The organism is Mycobacterium simiae (assembly GCF_010727605.1).
GTDB lineage: Bacteria > Actinomycetota > Actinomycetes > Mycobacteriales > Mycobacteriaceae > Mycobacterium > Mycobacterium simiae.
In genome coordinates this window covers 4365501-4382303 of record NZ_AP022568.1, presented here as the reverse complement: position 1 = coordinate 4382303, position 16803 = coordinate 4365501, and the positions used below count along the sequence as shown (strand labels likewise).

Annotated in this window: 13 protein-coding genes and 1 tRNA gene; 7 read left to right on the top strand and 7 right to left on the bottom strand. The window is 66.4% G+C overall.

The window, feature by feature from the left end:
* Positions 1–3 precede the first annotated feature (3 nt).
* Both G6N33_RS20525 and G6N33_RS20520 read right to left on the bottom strand, forming a co-directional pair.
* Positions 4–2013, bottom strand: a complete 2010-nt coding sequence (locus tag G6N33_RS20525) for an acetyl/propionyl/methylcrotonyl-CoA carboxylase subunit alpha (protein WP_101528573.1) — start codon at positions 2011–2013, stop codon at positions 4–6.
* 5 nt (positions 2014–2018) lie between these two features.
* Positions 2019–3605 carry a carboxyl transferase domain-containing protein gene (locus tag G6N33_RS20520; protein ID WP_044507146.1) on the bottom strand — a complete coding sequence of 529 codons (1587 nt, stop codon included), beginning with the start codon at positions 3603–3605 and terminating at the stop codon, positions 2019–2021.
* Positions 3606–3876: 271 nt separating this feature from the next.
* Here G6N33_RS20520 and G6N33_RS20515 point away from each other — a divergent pair, with 271 nt between their 5' ends.
* The 4 genes from G6N33_RS20515 (at position 3877) to G6N33_RS20500 (ending at position 6899) form a co-directional block, all read left to right on the top strand.
* Positions 3877–4812, top strand: a complete 936-nt coding sequence (locus G6N33_RS20515; protein ID WP_049918977.1) for an alpha/beta hydrolase fold domain-containing protein — start codon at positions 3877–3879, stop codon at positions 4810–4812.
* 25 nt (positions 4813–4837) lie between these two features.
* On the top strand, positions 4838–5329 hold the full coding sequence (locus G6N33_RS20510; RefSeq protein ID WP_049918978.1) for a nuclear transport factor 2 family protein: 492 nt from the start codon (positions 4838–4840) through the stop codon (positions 5327–5329).
* 67 nt (positions 5330–5396) lie between these two features.
* A complete protein-coding gene (locus tag G6N33_RS20505; RefSeq protein WP_044507147.1) occupies positions 5397–6041 on the top strand; it encodes an SACE_7040 family transcriptional regulator in 645 nt (214 codons plus the stop codon).
* A 69-nt stretch (positions 6042–6110) separates the two neighbouring features.
* The gene (locus tag G6N33_RS20500) at positions 6111–6899 is read left to right on the top strand and encodes an MmpS family transport accessory protein (RefSeq protein WP_044507148.1); all 789 of its coding nucleotides are present in this window, start codon (positions 6111–6113) and stop codon (positions 6897–6899) included.
* Here G6N33_RS20500 and G6N33_RS20495 read toward each other — a convergent pair.
* Positions 6896–8230 carry an MFS transporter gene (locus G6N33_RS20495; RefSeq protein ID WP_044507150.1) on the bottom strand — a complete coding sequence of 445 codons (1335 nt, stop codon included), beginning with the start codon at positions 8228–8230 and terminating at the stop codon, positions 6896–6898. The two genes, G6N33_RS20500 and G6N33_RS20495, sit on opposite strands and share 4 nt — an antisense overlap.
* 102 nt (positions 8231–8332) lie before the next feature.
* On the opposite strand from G6N33_RS20495, the gene cmrA reads away from it, so the two are divergent.
* Positions 8333–9139 carry a mycolate reductase gene (gene cmrA / locus G6N33_RS20490; RefSeq protein ID WP_044512122.1) on the top strand — a complete coding sequence of 269 codons (807 nt, stop codon included), beginning with the start codon at positions 8333–8335 and terminating at the stop codon, positions 9137–9139.
* Between the two features lie 58 nt (positions 9140–9197).
* Here the strand turns inward: cmrA and G6N33_RS20485 are convergent, their stop codons facing one another.
* Complete coding sequence (locus tag G6N33_RS20485) at positions 9198–10760, bottom strand: helicase HerA-like domain-containing protein (RefSeq protein ID WP_044507152.1); 1563 nt, start codon at positions 10758–10760, stop codon at positions 9198–9200.
* 105 nt (positions 10761–10865) lie between these two features.
* Here G6N33_RS20485 and orn point away from each other — a divergent pair, with 105 nt between their 5' ends.
* Both orn and G6N33_RS20475 read left to right on the top strand, forming a co-directional pair.
* Positions 10866–11513: an oligoribonuclease gene (gene orn, locus G6N33_RS20480; protein ID WP_044507153.1), complete on the top strand. Its 648-nt coding sequence runs from the start codon at positions 10866–10868 to the stop codon at positions 11511–11513.
* Positions 11514–11558: 45 nt separating this feature from the next.
* Positions 11559–11634, top strand: a tRNA-His gene (locus G6N33_RS20475).
* Between the two features lie 374 nt (positions 11635–12008).
* Here the strand turns inward: G6N33_RS20475 and G6N33_RS20470 are convergent.
* From G6N33_RS20470 to G6N33_RS20460, 3 genes are all read right to left on the bottom strand, one after another.
* On the bottom strand, positions 12009–13214 hold the full coding sequence (locus tag G6N33_RS20470) for a L,D-transpeptidase (protein WP_081662030.1): 1206 nt from the start codon (positions 13212–13214) through the stop codon (positions 12009–12011).
* An 85-nt stretch (positions 13215–13299) separates the two neighbouring features.
* Positions 13300–14247 (bottom strand): DMT family transporter, encoded by a 948-nt coding sequence (locus G6N33_RS20465; RefSeq protein WP_170310409.1) that lies wholly within the window; start codon positions 14245–14247, stop codon positions 13300–13302.
* A 12-nt stretch (positions 14248–14259) separates the two neighbouring features.
* Positions 14260–16689 carry an MMPL family transporter gene (locus G6N33_RS20460; protein ID WP_101528572.1) on the bottom strand — a complete coding sequence of 810 codons (2430 nt, stop codon included), beginning with the start codon at positions 16687–16689 and terminating at the stop codon, positions 14260–14262.
* Between the last annotated feature and the right edge of the window lie 114 nt (positions 16690–16803).

Below are 16803 nucleotides of genomic sequence, written 5' to 3'. Positions count from 1 at the left end.
GCGTTATTCCTTGCGATTTTGGCGGCCGCTTTCCGGGCCTTCTTCAGAGTCTGGGACCAGCCGGGCCAACACCTGGTCGACCGTCACCTGATCGCCGACCGTGACCAGTAGCTCCACCCGGCCCGAAATCGGCGCGGTCAACGAGTGTTCCATCTTCATGGCTTCGACGACCACGATGACATCGCCCTCGGACACCTCGGCGTCCGAGTCCACCTGCACCGCGATCACGCTGCCGGGCATCGGACTGAGGACCTCGGCCTGCCTGTCATCGGTCGCGCGGTGGATCTTGACCTCGTCGGCCTCGTGTAGCTGCCACGTTCCCCGCTCGTCGGCGATCCATAGCTGCCGATCATCCCGCGCCCAACGGTATTCGCGGCGCCGGCCATCTAGTGTCATGTTGCAGGTGCGTCGCTCGAAATCACCAGTGGCAGAGTGGATTTCGCCCTCGCCGACCTGTACCTGGGCGGCCGTCGGCAGGCCCCATACCGAGACGGTCTCGGTGCGCAGCGGGGTCCGCATCGCGGTGCGCACCGGTGCCCGGCCCCCGCCGCCGCGCCACCCGGTGGGCTGAGCCCATGGGTTGCCCTGCGCGCGACGGGCCAGCGCCCACTGGCGATACAGACCGGCCGCGGCCAACACGTCATCGGGCGCCGGGAGCGGCGCGAAGTCGGGCAGCCGCTCCTCGAGCAGCGCGGTGTCCAGGTCACCCGCCCGCACCCGCGCGTCGGCCAGCAGGAACCGCAGGAATTCGATATTGGTCTGCACGCCAAGTATCGTCGTCTGCGCCAGCGCCCGATCGAGTTCGGCGAGCGCCTCGTCGCGATCGGCCCCGTGCGCGATCACCTTGCTCAGCATCGGGTCGTAGTCGCTGCCCACCACTGTGCCCGGCAGTAACGAGGAGTCCACTCGCACAACGGCGCTCGCGGGCTCGAACACGTCGAGCACCCGTCCGCCGGTAGGCAGAAAGCCGCGTCCCGGATCCTCGGCGTACACCCGGGCCTCGATGGCGTGGCCACGCAGCTCGATGTCGTCCTGGACGAACGAAAGCTTTTCGCCGGCGCCCACTCGCAACTGCCACTCAACGAGATCGAGCCCGGTGATCGCCTCGGTAACCGGGTGCTCGACCTGCAGCCGGGTGTTCATCTCCATGAAAAAGAACTCGTCGGGCCGCGCGGCGGAGACGATGAACTCCACCGTGCCGGCCCCGACGTAGTCAACGCTGCGGGCGGTATTGCAGGCGGCGGTGCCGATCCGCGCGCGGGTGCGGGGATCCAGCAGCGGTGACGGGGCTTCCTCGATGACCTTCTGGTGGCGCCGCTGCAGGCTGCATTCGCGCTCCCCGAGATGCACCACATTGCCATGGCCGTCGGCCAGCACCTGCACCTCGATATGCCTGGGCCGCAACACAAACCGCTCCAAAAATAGCGTGTCGTCACCGAACGACGACGCGGCCTCCCGTCGCGCGCCCACCAGCGCGTCGGGCAGCCGCGCGGGGTCTTCCACCAGCCGCATGCCCTTGCCGCCGCCGCCGGCCGACGGCTTGATCAACACCGGGTAGCCGACCTGTTCGGCCGCTGCGGCGAGCTCGTCGTCGGTCAGTCCGGGTTTGGCCACCCCGGGTACCACCGGCACATCGAAGGCGGCGACGGCATTCTTGGCGGCGATCTTGTCGCCCATCACCTCGATCGCGCGCGGGGGCGGGCCGAGGAACACGATGCCGGCACGCTCGCACGCGGCAGCGAAATGGGCGTTCTCCGAGAGGAATCCGTAGCCCGGGTGAATTGCCTGGGCGCCGGTGCGGACCGCGGCGGCAAGGACCTTCTCGATGTCGAGGTAGCTTTCACGGGCGGCAGCCGGACCCAGCCGCACCGCGGTGTCGGCTTCCTGGACGTGTCGCGCGGTGGCGTCGGGATCGCTGTAGACGGCGACCGACCGGATGCCCAGCCGGCGTAAGGTCCGGATCACCCGCACGGCGATTTCACCGCGGTTGGCCACTAAGACGGTTTCGAACACTGCATTCACATCCGGAAGACGCCGTAGGAAACGGGTTCCAGGGGCGCCTGGGCGCACACGGAAAGGGCAAGTCCGACATAGGTTCTGGTTTCGGCCGGATCGATGATGCCGTCGTCCCAGAGGCGGGCCGTCGAGTAGTACGGGTTGCCCTGAGCCTCGTACTGCGCGCGAATGGGTGCTTTGAACGCCTCCTCTTGGTCTGGCGACCAGGGTGTGCCCGACGCGCTGAGCTGCTCTTGGCGCACCGTCGCCAACACCGAGGCGGCCTGCTCCCCGCCCATCACCGAGATCCGGGCGTTGGGCCACATCCACAGGAAGCGCGGTGAGTACGCCCGCCCGCACATCGAGTAGTTGCCCGCGCCATACGATCCGCCGATCACCACGGTCAGCTTGGGCACCCGGGCGCAGGCCACGGCCGTCACCATCTTGGCGCCATGCTTGGCGATGCCGCCGGCTTCGTAGTCGCGGCCGACCATGAAGCCGGCGATGTTCTGCAGGAACAGCAGCGGGACCTTGCGCTTGTCACACAGCTCGATGAAATGGGCTCCCTTCAGCGCCGATTCGCTGAATAGGACGCCGTTGTTGGCGATGATCCCGACCGGGTGACCGTGGATGTGCGCGAACCCGGTGACCAGCGTCTTGCCGTACTTCGCCTTGAATTCGCTGAATTGACTCCCGTCGACCAACCGCTCGATTACTTCGTGCACGTCGTAGGGCACCCGTGGATCCGGGGGCACGACGTCGTAGAGCTCAAATTGAGCGTGCTTGGGCTCGACCGCGGGGCGCACCTCCCAGGGACTGGGCTCACGAGGACCGAACGTGGCCGCGATCGCGCGCACGATGCGCAGCGCATGTTCGTCGTCGTCGGCGAGATGGTCGGTGACCCCGGAGACGCGGGAGTGCAGGTCGCCGCCGCCGAGGTCTTCGGCCGACACGATCTCGCCGGTTGCCGCTTTGACCAATGGCGGACCACCGAGGAAGATCGTGCCCTGCTCACGGACGATGACGGCCTCGTCGCTCATGGCTGGCACGTAGGCACCACCGGCCGTGCACGACCCCAGGACGGCGGCGACCTGCGGAATCCCCTTGGCGCTCATGGTCGCCTGGTTGTAGAAGATGCGCCCGAAGTGCTCGCGGTCGGGGAACACCTCGTCTTGGCGCGGCAAGAACGCACCGCCGGAGTCGACCAGGTAGATGCAGGGCAGCCGATTCTGCAGCGCGACTTCCTGTGCGCGCAGGTGCTTTTTGACCGTCATCGGGTAGTAGGTGCCGCCCTTGACTGTCGCGTCGTTGGCCACCACCACACACTCCCGCTCGGACACCCGCCCGATACCGGTGATGATGCCCGCGCCCGGGCACTCGTCGTCGTACATTCCATCCGCGGCCAATGGGGTCAGTTCCAGAAATGGGCTGCCCGGATCCAGCAGGCGGTCCACCCGTTCGCGAGGCAACAACTTCCCGCGACTGACGTGACGTTGCCGGGCACGCGCGTTACCACCCAGCGCCGCGGCGGCCAGCTTGGCGTTCAGTTCGCCAACTAACCGGCGGTGTTCGTCGGCGAATGACGGCGCGGTCTTCGCGGGCGCGCTCATGACTGCTCCAGCAGCTCATCCATCGCCGCAGCAGCCTCCTCGCCGTCGGGATCTAATTCAGTTAATGTCCATTAACTGGACCAAAGAATACCACCGGCGGCATTGCGGCGTCCAGGGACGAGTTGATCCCCAGGTCCGCGGCCGATCGTCAAACGACAACACGAGTTTGCTTTCCCAAGGCGTCCAAATTTTTCTACATTTCAATCGTCTGGTCAGTAGTCCGGTCTCTCGTCCATCGCGTTCGAGAAAGAAAATCACCGCAAAGGGAGTCATGCCAGAAACGCCGCCGCACACGACCGCCGCACGACCCGGTTTCGCCGGGCGACCGTCGTTGCAGGCCCGGATCAGCGCTCCGGCGTTCGGCTTCTGGCGCACGATCACCGGTCTGGTCGGCCTCGATCTGGGTTCCGGCCTCAACGCGTTGATGGCCAGCCGTCGCCCACCGCGATTGGTGACCCGAGGATTGACCGTGCAGCACCACGATTTCCACGGCTGGGATCTGTGGACGTTGCGATGCAAATCCCCGTCGGGCAAAAACGTGCTGGCGGTACACGGCGGTGCGTTCGTGTGTGAAGCCACCGTCCTGCATTGGGGCGATTATGCGGCGATCGCCCGCGACACCAGGGCGACCGTATTGGTGCCCTGTTATCCGCTCGCGCCACGAGGCACCGCGGGCACCGTCGTCCCGCAGATGGCCGACCTGATCACCGAACTGGTCGCTGAATACGGACCCGACAACGTCAGCATCTACGGAGACTCCGCCGGCGGCGGCATCGCGCTCAGCGCCGTCCAGGAATTGGTACGGCGCGGCGAGACCGTCCCGGCAGGGATGGTGCTGCTGTCCCCCGTCGTCGACGCCTCGTTGAGCAACCCCGCCATCCGTTTCGTCAACGACCCGGTCCTGAACATCGATGTGCTGAAAGCGAATTTCGCACGCTGGGCGGCAGATCTCGACCTGACAGATCCCTTGGTCAGCCCGTTGTATGGCTCGTTGAGCGGGCTTCCGCCGACCGCCGTCTACGCCGGATCCCTTGAGATTCTCGCCCCCGATGCCATTGCGCTGCAACAGAAATCGTCCGTCACACCGGATGCGAACTTCACCTTCGACCTGCGCACCGGCGTGATCCACGATTGGGCCATGACCTCCTGGTTGCCCGAGGCCCGCGCCGTGCGCTCCCGGATACACCAACAGCTGCGGTGCGCCTAGGATCGCCGCACCCGGGGAGGCCACCGTGGACCGCGACGCGATGATCGAGCTCTGGGAACGCCACATGTCGTGCGAGTTCGAGTTGAAGGACGCCGACCTCGCGGTCGCCACCATGGTCGACGACGCGACCGTCATGCACTTGCCGACGATGAGCGGCGGTGCCGGCAAGGAAAACCTGCGGCGCTACTACGCCGACGTGTTCATCCCGGGTATTCCATCCGACACCAGCAGCGAGCCGGTCGCCCGGTCGTTGGGCGACGACCTCCTGGTCGACGAGTTCATCATGCGGATGACCCATGACCGAGACATGCCGTTCCTGCTGCCGGGTCTTGGGCCGACCGGCAAAACGGTGGAAGTGCCCGCCGTGGTCGTGGTGAAGTTTCGCGGCGGCCTGATGGCCAGCGAACGGCTCTACTGGGACCAGGCCGCGGTGCTGCGCCAGCTGGGCCTGATCGGCACGGATCTGCCGGTTGCCGACGTCACGGAGGTGTCCGCATTCCTGCGCAATTTGGGTTAATCGTGAATAACTCGTGCTATGTTAGTGATGATTAACCGAAACTTTCGGTCGTAGGCAAAGGACCATCATGACAGCGTCCAGCCCGGATCGCGCACTCGATCAGCCTGAAAGCCCAAATCGCCGCAGCCGGTTGAAATCCGACCGGAGATTACAACTACTCGCCGCGGCCGAACATCTCTTTGCCGAGCGCGGCTTCCTCGCGGTCCGACTCGAAGACATCGGCGCCGCGGCGGGCGTCAGTGGGCCGGCCATCTATCGACACTTCCCCAACAAGGAGTCGATGCTGGCCGAGTTGCTGGTTGGGATCAGCGCCCGGCTGCTCGCCGGGGCCCGAGGGGTGACGGCGCGCAACGAGGATGCGGTCGACGCGCTCAACGGCCTCATCGAGTTTCATCTCGACTTCGCCTTCGCCGAGCCCGACTTGATCCGCATCCAGGACCGCGACCTGGGGCACCTGCCAGCGCCCGCGGAACGGCAGGTCCGCCGGGCGCAACGGCAATATGTCGAGGTATGGGTCGCAGTACTACGGGAGCTGAATCCGAGCCTGGCCGAAGCCGACGCGCGGGTGGCGGCGCACGCCGTGTTCGGTCTGCTGAACTCCACACCGCACAGCGTCAAGGCCACGGAAAAACCCGCCCGCGCGGCGCGATCCCGCGCCGTGATGCGAGCCATGACGGTCGCGGCGCTGGGGACCGGAGGCCTGGGCGGCTGAGTCAGCCGGGATGCCATGAATCCACGCCCAGGCGCTCAGCTTCGGTACCCTGCAATTTGTGAGGTGGACATGAACGATCCACGTCGACCCGACCGGTATGGTCGCCCCGACGTGTGGTCCCAACCGACCGGGCCGATTGGTCCGCGGAATGCGCCACTCGCGGATCCGGCCTATGCCGACCAAGCGCCCTACCCACCCAGCTACGGCGGCTACCCGCCGCACTGGGCGTCCCGTCACGACGAGACCAACCCCACCCAAGAACTGCCGGCGTACTGGCAGCAAGATCAACCGCCGCCCGGGGGCATGCCACCCGAGGGCACACCTCCCCCAGCACCGGAAGGGCCGCGATCCCCACGCTGGTTGCTCATCGGCGCGGGCGCGGCCGTGTTGCTTGTCGTCGCGTTGTTGATCGCGCTGGTCCTCACCAACGGCGCGATCAGGACTCAAACGGCCGTACCGCCGCTGCCGGCCATGCCCGGATCGAGCGCACCGAGCCCGACACCCACGCCCTCGACGCGGACCTCACCGCGAACCGTGGTGCCGGCGCCGCCACCGAGCGGCTCGGCCGGTCCGTCGGCCACCCCCGGCGCGATGCAAAACGTCATCTACGACGTCAGCGGCGAAGGCCGGGCGATCAGCGTCACCTACTGGGACACCGGTGACGTGATCCAGACCGAATTCAATGTCGCGCTGCCCTGGAGCAAGCAGGTCAGCCTGTCTCAATCGGCAGCGCATCCGGCCAGCGTCACGATCATCAACATCGGCCACAACGTCACCTGCACGGTCACCGTCGACGGGGTTCAGGTGCGCCAGCGCGTCGGCGCGGGTATCACCGTCTGCGACGCCGCCGCTCGCTAGAGCTGGTCGACCACCACGTGGCGGGCGGGCACCCGGACCGCCAGCATCGCGAGCAATCCGGCGATCAGCACCAGCGAGATCCCGCCCAGCCCGGCGCGCACCGCGCCGAAGATGTCGACGAAAACCGAGAACAGCCACGGCGCCACGAAGGCGACCGCCCGGCCTGTCATCGTGTACAGGCCGAATGCCACCCCTTCCCGGCCGTTGTGCGCCATCTGTAACAGCAGGGCTCGCGCTGAGGACTGCGACGGCCCGATGAACAGGCAGAGTGCCAACCCGCACACCCAGAAGGCGATCGGGCCGGACAGCGCCATCATGGTGAGCGCCATCGCGATGATCGCGACCAGCGACCCGACGATGACCGGTTTTGATCCGAGCCGGTGATCGGCGAACCCGCCGGCGACCGCGCCGACCGCGGCCACCACGCTGGCCGCGACACCGAAGATCAGCACGTTGGCCTGCGAGATGCCGTACACATTGACGCCCAGCACCGCCCCGAATGCAAAGATCGCCGCCAGGCCGTCCCGGAACAGCGCGCTGGCACCCAGAAAGTAGACCAGGTTGCGGTCGCGCTTCCATTCCGCGGAGATCTCGCTCCAGAGCTTGCGGTAACCGCCCAGCATCGTCGTCGGTTGGTACACCTCGCCGGTGTCGGGCAGCCGATGCGCGACCAGGAGCAGGGGTAGGGCCAGCACTGCCAGCCATGCCGCCGCCGCCAGCATCGCCTCCCGGACGTAGAGGCCGTCGGCGACGGGCACGTGCAGCAGCCCGCGTACCGCGCCGGACCCCGATCCGGAGCCGGCGATGAAGCCCGTGTAGATCAGCAACAGCAGCAGCACACTGCCGAGGTAACCGGAGGCCCACCCCAAGCCGGAGATCCGGCCGGCCGTCTGCGGCGTCGAGAGCTGCCGCAGCATGGCGTTATACGGCACGCTGGCCAAATCACCACAGGCGGCGGTCGCGCCCAGCAACGCCAAACCGGCCCACAGGTAGCCGGGACGGTCCTGGATCAAAAACATCGCACCGGTCAACGTGACCGCCAGTCCGGTCAGCACACTGAGCACGACCCGGCGGCGATGCGGCGACTCCACCCACACGCCGACCAGCGGCGCCAGCACCGCGACCGTCAGTCCGGCCAGCGCCCCGGCTCGGCCCAGCCAACTTTCCGGCGTCGTCTTGCCCGGCAGACCCGCCCCGACGCTGCTGGTCAGGTAGACGGAGAAGACGAACGTCGCCACGATCGCATTCAGGCCGGTGGATCCGCAGTCCCACAGCGCCCATGCCACCACCCGGGATCGGTCGATCCTCGTGCCCGGCTGTGGCTGACCCATGCCCGGCACTCTATTTGTTGAACCCGCCGTCCGGCGCGTGCGGGCGTGCCGCTGCTGTGGTCGTTGTCGGGCAACCTTCGACGGCTGTCTACGATTGGCGGCATGCCGGTACCCGCTCCCAGCCCAGAAGCGCGCGCCGTTGTCACCGGCGCTTCGCAGAACATCGGCGAAGCGCTGGCAACCGAATTGGCCGCGCGCGGGCACAACTTGATCGTCACCGCCCGGCGCGAAGAACTGCTCGAGGCCCTCGCCGCGCGGCTGACCGAGAAGTTCGGCGTCACCGTGGAGGTCCGTGCGGCCGACCTCGCCGACCCCACGGAACGGGCCAAGCTGTGCGACGAGTTGTCGGGCCGCAACATCTCGATTCTGTGCGCCAACGCGGGCACCGGAACGTTCGGCCCGGTGGCCGGTCTGGACCCCGCGGGCGAAAAGGCTCAGGTGCAGCTGAATGCCGTAGCGGTGCACGACCTTACGTTGGCCGTGCTGCCAGGCATGGTCGAGCGTGGCGCGGGTGGCATCTTGATTTCCGGTTCGGCGGCCGGCAATTCGCCGATTCCCTATAACGCGACGTACGCCGCCTCGAAGGCGTTCGTCAACACGTTCAGTGAATCGTTGCGCGGTGAACTGCGCCGCTCGGGTGTGCACGTCACACTGCTGGCGCCCGGACCGGTCCGCACCGACCTGCCCGACGAGGCAGAACGCTCGCTGGTCGAGCGGCTGGTGCCGGATTTTCTGTGGATCTCGACCGAGCACACCGCGCGGGCATCGCTGAATGCATTGGAGCGCAACAAGATGCGCGTCGTTCCCGGGTTGACCTCCAAGGCGATGTCAGTGGGCAGTGGGTATGCTCCCCGCGCGATCGTGGCGCCGATCGTGGGCAGCTTCTACAAAAAGCTCGGCGGCGGCTGACGCCACAATATTTCGGCAGAGCCGTCAGGCCCGCGGCCCAGGCCCGGAAGGCAAACCGTCACCTGCGTCCGCGCCGCCCGGTGCCGAAGATGCTTTTCACCGCTTCGCGGATCGCAGTATTGATGCCGCTTTTCACGGTCGGGTTCGTCAGCACCTGCTCCCACATGGCCGGGCCTTTGGGTTCGTAGGGCTCCGGCATCGGCGGAATATCGACCTCGGTTGGCGGCGGGTTGGGCTCGGCACGTCGCTGCGGGGCGGGCGCCTCGAGCGCTTCGGGTGCTTTCGGGGGTTCGGCCTGCGGCACCGTCTGACCGTATTTCTCCTGCAGCGGACTGGCTTTTACCGCGTCAGCCATGGCTTCGGCCTCGATGGCGCCCATCAACGACCGCGGCACCCGCATGCGCGTCCACGCGACCGGCGTTGGTGCCCCCTGCTCGGATAGCACGGTGACCACCGCCTCACCGATGCCCAGCGATGTCAACGCCGACTCTAGGTCGTAGACATCGGTTTTCGGGTACGTGCGGACCGTCTTGGCGAGCGCTTTCTGATCGTCGGGGGTGAACGCGCGCAGGGCATGCTGGACTCGCGCGCCCAACTGGGAAAGCACATCGTTGGGTAGGTCGGTGGGCAACTGGGTGCAGAAGAACACCCCGACGCCCTTCGATCGGATCAGCTTGACGGTCTGCTCGACCTGTTCCAGGAACGCCTTGGACGCGTCGGTGAACAACAGATGCGCCTCGTCGAAGAAAAACACCAGCGTCGGCTTGTCGACGTCACCAACCTCGGGCAAAACGGTGAACAAGTCCGCCAGCACCCACATCAGGAAGGTGGAAAAGATGACCGGGCGCAGCGCCTGACCGCTGAACTCGAGCAGGGAAATGATCCCCCGGCCCTGGTCGTCGACGCGCAGCAGATCGTGCGGGTCGAACTTCGGTTCCCCGAAGAACGTGTCGCCGCCCTCGGATTCGAGATTCACCAAAGCCCGCAGAATGACCCCCGCGGTGGTCGACGACACTCCGCCAAGGGATTTCAGGTCCGCCTTGCCGTCCTCACTCGTCAGGTGGCTGATGGCCTCCCGTAGCTGGTCCAGGGTGATCAGCCGGCGATTGTTCTCCTTGGCCCAATGGAAGATCAGCCCCAGCGTGGACTCTTGAGTGGCGTTGAGGCCCAGCACCTTCGACAGCAGCACCGGACCGAAGCTGGCGATGGTGGCCCGGATCGGCACACCGGCCCCGCCGGTACCCAGCGACAGGAACTCGACGGGGAACGCCGTCGCCGCCCAATCATCGCCGGTGTCTTGGGCGCGCGCGGCGGTCTTGTCGTTGGCCGCTCCCGGCCGAGACAAACCCGACAGATCGCCCTTCACGTCGGCCATCAACACCGGCACCCCCGCGGCACTGAGCTGTTCGGCGATCAGCTGCAGGGTTTTCGTCTTGCCGGTTCCCGTCGCGCCGGCCACCAGGCCGTGCCTGTTGATCGTCGCCAACGGGATGCGAATCCGCGCCGTCGGGTCGGCGGCGCCGTCGATGACAACCGTGCCGAGTTCCAGCGCCTGACCTTCGACGGCGTAACCGCCGGCGATCCGTTGCGCCGCCCCGCCCGCCGCCGATTCGGTACCCATTGCGCCCCGCCCTCTCCCCCCGAGAGTTGCAACGTCCAGCAAGGCTCACACTACTTGCCAGGGTGCGGCAGGGGCAGCGCCCCACGTGGGCATACGCTGAGCGCTGTGCGCGACGAATTGGTGTGGATCGACTGCGAGATGACCGGGTTGGATCTGCAGTCGGACAAGTTGATCGAGATCGCGGCCCTGGTCACCGATGCGGACCTGAACATTCTCGGGGACGGCATCGACGTGGTGATCCACACCGACGACGCGGCGTTGTCTTCGATGATCGACGTCGTCACCGAGATGCACACCCGCTCCGGGCTGATCGACGAGGTGCGGGCGTCCACCGTCGACCTCGCTGCCGCCGAGGCGATGGTGCTCGATTACATCGGTCAGCACGTCAAAGCGCCCAAGACGGCGCCGCTGGCCGGCAATTCGATCGCCACCGACCGCTCATTCATCGCCCGCGACATGCCCGCCCTGGACGCCTTCTTGCACTACCGAATGATCGACGTCAGCTCGATCAAAGAGCTCTGCCGACGCTGGTATCCCCGCATCTACTACGGCCAGCCGGCCAAGGGGCTGGCGCACCGGGCCCTCGCCGACATCCGCGAGTCCATCCGTGAACTGCAGTTCTATCGACGGACCGCGTTCGTGCCGCTGCCGGGCCCGTCTACCAGCGAAATTGCGGCGGTCGCCACCGATCTGACGGATGGCCAGGACGCACCGGCGTCAATTGATTCGGCCGTCGAGCCACCTAACCGCTAGTATCGACAGTCGCTGCTTGTTAGGCTGCGGCCGGCAGTAGCCATGGTGGGTGTAGTTCAGTTGGTAGAGCGTCAGGTTGTGATCCTGAATGTCGCGGGTTCGAGTCCCGTCACTCACCCCACAGGTCAGAGGGCTGAGCGCCCTCTGACCTTTTTCATGGTCGGCGATTGCCTTGCAGCGCAAGGCCGTTGCCGGTCGGCGCCGATGCCCGAGCCGCCCGGGTGAAGGCATACCCGTAGGCCTGCCGGAAAATTTGCCAGCAGCAATCTATTGCGGTCGCTGCATGGCGTATTATCGCGAGATTACTTAGCTACGGAGTGGTTATGTCTGGTCTGAAGTGCAAAGTCGTCCTCGCCCTGGTGCTTGCGTTCACGGCCCCCGCCGCGTCGGGCTGCACGCTTACCGTCGTCTGCGAACCCCTCTTCGTCTGCGCCTAAGCGCCTACCGCGCGGTCCGGCGTAATCCGCTGCCCCAACAAGCTTCTGCACGACACGGTCACGTGTCCGCGTTGCCGGCTTTCCACTGCGGCCAGGGAATGTTCCAGTCGCCCAGACCCTCGTCGCCGGGCAGGGTCGGCCCGACGGTGTTGACGACCACGACGATGTCGCCGCTCTTGCTGTGGTCGTAGAACCACTGCGCGTTGCTCGGGCTCACGTTCAGGCAGCCATGGCTGGTGTTGGTGTGACCCTGCGCACCGACGGACCACGGCGCGGAGTGGACAAAGACGCCGCTGTAGGACATCTGGGTGGCCCAGTCGACCTCGGTGCGATATCCGTTGGGCGAGTTCACCGGAACGCCGTAGGTCGAAGAGTCCATGATGATGTGTCGGTAGCGGCCGCCGATGATGTAGACGCCATTGGCCGTCGGCGTGCTGTCCTTGCCCATCGACGTGGGCATCGTCTTCACCACCTCCCCGTTGACCCGCACGGTCACCATCTTGGTGGTGTCGTCTGCGGTCGAGATGACCTCGTCACCGATGGTGAAGTGGGTCTTGACGTTGTCCTCGCCAAACATCCCGTCACCCAGATCCACGCCGTAGGTGTTGACCGCCACATCGACGGACGTACCCGGCTTCCAGAAATGCTCTGGGCGCCAACGCACTTCGCGGTTGTTCAGCCAGTAGAACGCGCCCTCGACGGGCGGGTTGGTGGTGATTGTGATCGCCTTCTGCGCCGCCGCGCGGTTTGCGATGTTCTCGTCGAATCGGATGGCTACCGGCTCACCGACCCCGACGACCTCGCCGTCACCCGGCGCGACGTAGGGCATCGTCAGGTGTGCGGGCGAACTCGTCGAGAAGGTCATCTGGCGGCTCGCCGCGCCGCCCAGTCCGAGCGCCTTGACGGTCAGTGTGTAGCGGCGGTTGTAGCCGAGTTGTTCGGTGGTGGACCAGCGCAACCCGTCGGGGCTGAGTTGGCCGTCGATGGTCCGGCCGTTGTCGTTGACCATCGTGACCGACCCCAGCACGCCGTCGGCGACGCTGACCGTCACCGGCGCATCGACGGTGACGCCGACGGCTCCGTCGGACACCGAGGCGGTTAGCTTGGGGACCAGTAGGTCAGCAAACGGGGTGCCCTTGTCGAAAATGACCTTTGCCGGTGCGGCGGGCTGGCTGCTACTACACGCCACCCCAACCGAGGCCAAGACAGCAAACATGATCATAGCGATAATCAGCCACGATCGTCGTCTGCGCAAAGGACCCATCGAGTGACCTTTCACATCATTCTGTTACATCCGGTCACCGCTGACCCTGCTTAGTTGCCAGCATTGTAATGGCTTTTCGGCCCGCCTACTGCCGACTTCGGCGGGTTGCCCGGCAGGGTGTCGCGGCCGAAAACCACGCCGGTTCACCGAAGTGAGCTGCCCGCGTCACCGCCGCCACGTCGCGGGCCGCGGCGGCTTCGACCCGGGCAAGTTTGACCACCGCTGCGGCCATCACCACAATCGCCGCAGCCAAGCCAATCAGCCCGGCCCAACCGGTGCTGAGGGTTTCGCCGAGGACGACGACACCCAGCGTCGTGGCCACCACCGGTTGGGACACCTGTAAGGCGGGCATGGACGCCGTCAGCGGCCCGGCCCGGAACGCGAACTGACTGCCCACGACGCCGCCTACCGCGACCAGGAGCGCGGCATACAGCTCGGGCGATCGGATGACCGACCAGCCGCCCCCGAGTTGAGCGACGACCTCTTTGGCAAGCACCGCGAAAATGCCCCACAGCGAACCAGAAACCAGCGCGTACAGCAGCGCGGCGACCGCTCCGCCGCACCGTCGACCCGCGACAACCGCGACGGCCAACAACGGTCCGAGCACGATCGCCACGCCGACCCACGTCCGGAGCGGCGCGGACATACGACCGGTCTGCGGGTTGCCCAGCACGACGGTCGTGATCACGGCGACGGTCAACAACCCCGCCCAGATCCACTCGCCACGACCGACCGGGTGCTGCGTGAACCTCGCGTTCATCGGCAGCGCGAACAGCAGCGAGAGCATCAGCAGCGCCTGCACCAACAGCACCGAGCCGTGACGCAGTGCGGCCGCTTGCAGCCCTAGGCTGGCGACCAGCAACGCCGCGCCCCACCACCACCGTGGACTGCGAAGCAGGCTGACAAGCAGCTCGATGTGAGCGGCCGAGCGGTTCTCGATGCAATGCGCCGCGCGCTGCTGCAATACGTCGCCGAGCGCGATACACAGCGCGGAACCCAACGCGAGCAGTACGGCGATATCTACTTCGGGCACAGCAACATTCACCTAACCGCGGTCGGTCGTGGTCGTGGTCGTGGTCGTGGTGGTGGACGTGGTCGTGGTCGGCCACCCGCTGATCAGATGCTGCTCCGACTCGGAGGCATCGGTGGCCCAGCGCCGCCGCCCCACCGCGGCGGTAGCATCTTCACCGGTCGCGGATCGACTCCGCAACCGGACCAGCCAACCGGGCGCCCACCACGTCCACCGGCCGAGGAGGTGAATCGAGGCCGGTACCAACACCATTCGCACCAGGGTGGCGTCGGCCAGGACCGCAAGCGTGAGCCCGACGCCGAGCATCCGCATGAACGAAACGTGCGCCGGAATCAATGCAGCAAACGAGATCGACATCACCAGCGCCGCGGTCGTTACCACCCGGCCGATGCCGGCGATGCCCAACGCCGTGCTTTCGTCGGTGGCCGCGCGTGCTTCCGCGAGGACCGGGCGCCTCTCGTGTGCGGGCGCCGAGGCCAGCCAATACTCGTGGATCCGCGAGACCAAGAACACCTCGTAGTCCATCGCCAACCCAAAAGCTATGCAGAACAACAGCACTGGAATGTTGGCGTTCAACGTGCCGTTGGGCGTCGTGCCCAACGCGTGCAGATGACCGTCCTGGAAAATCCACACCATGGCGCCGAAGGCGGCGGTCAGCGACAACACGTTGCACACCAACGCCTGCAACGGCAACACGGCGCTGCCGGTGAGCAAGAACAGCAACGCGAACGTGATGACGGCAATCAACACGAACACGCTGGGCAACCGCGCCGTGATCGCGTCGACACTGTCCCGATTGATCTGCGCCAAGCCGGTCATCTGCGTCGACCGTCCCGCCGGGCCGGCGACCTCGTGCAGTCGGTCGAGTTGGGTGTTCGAGGCAGCCGAGTACAACGCTGCGGTGGTGTCGACCGTCAAAAACGCGCTGCCGCCGGCGAGCCCGCTCGGCGCTGCGGGCGGTCCGACGGGATTGCCGGCCACGAACGTCGCCGTCGGCGCGGTGACCGCGGACACGTCCGGAACCCGCGACAGCGCTGCGGCGTAGTGCTCGAGGTCGACAGGACTCACCCCGCGCGCGTCGGGCACCACCACGGTGACCTGGGTTCCTAACCCGTTGCCGAAGTCCTGGTCCAGCATGTCGGCGACCTGACGCGCCGACGCGCCTGCGGGCAGCACCCGCTCGTCGGGAAAGCCCCACTTGACGCCCAAGAACGGAACGCCGAGCAGCAGCAACAGCGCGACCACGCTCAGGCCGGACGGTACGGCGTGGCGCAATACGAACTTCGTCGATCGATACCAGAGCAGCGACTCGACGGGCGTATGCGCATGGTCGCGCCACGATTTGGTGGTGGCCCGCACGCCGAACAGCGCACGGCGCACGACGCGAGAAACGTCGAGCGCGTCCAGCCGCGGACCCAGCAGCGTGATGGCAGCCGGAGTGACCACGACGGTGGCCAGCGCGACGATCACCGCGGTCACCACGATCGTGTAGGCCGAGGACTTCAGGAAATACATCGGGAACAGTGCCATCACCGACATGGACAACCCGACCGTGGTAGCCGAAAACAGTACCGTTCGCCCAGCCGTTGCCATGGTCCGCATCAGCGCCTGGTCGCGAGCCATCATCCGCAACAGGTCCTGGTCGCGTTCCTGCGCCCGGGCCAGCTCCTCGCGATATCGACTGATGATCAGCAGGTTGTAGTCGATCGCCAGCGCCAGCCCCATTGCGACACTGAGATCCAACGCATACGTCGATACGTCGGTCGCGAACGTGATCAGCCGCAGCACCGACATGGTGCCCACAATCGCCAATGCGCCCATCGCAATCGGCAGCACCGCCGCCACCACCCCGCCGAGCACCCACACCAAGACCGCGAAGCTCAACGGAATCGCCAGGGACTCCATCAGCAAGAGGTCCCGCTCGTTTTGATGGTTGATCTGGGCATACGCCACGGCCATGCCACCGGCGCGCACGGTGACGCCGTCGCGGTCATAAACCAGCTGGTGGCTGAGCGCGCTGGCGTAATTCTGGGCGTCGTTCTCGCCACCTTTGAGACCGGCCACGATCATCGCGGACGTACCGTCCTTGCTGACCAGTTGCGCCGCGGCCGCCGGGGGTGACGTCCAGGCCGACGACACATTGAGCACCCACGGCGATCGCTGCAGCTGCTCGACGATGTCGGTGCCGACGAGGCGGGCTTGCTCGCTGCGGGCGCCGGCCGGCGCGGTCACCACGATAAGCATCTGCTGATCGGTCTGGCCGAACTTGTCCCGCAGCACCTCGGTCGCCCGCGCCGACTCCGACGTCGGGCTTTGGAAGCCGCCGCCGGACAGGTTGTTGATGACGGGGACGCCAAAAATCGCCGCCCCGACCAGGATCAGGGCGGCGACGGCAATGATGCGGCGCGGTGCGGCGATGGCCAGCCGCGTGATGGCATACAGCATCTCGCGTCCTTCCCGGTGCTTTCCCTCCGACATATCGCTGTACCCGTCTCGGCCGATCTGACTCCCCGCGCAAGGAAATCGCTGGTCGGCCGCGACGTTTGGCGATCCGATCCA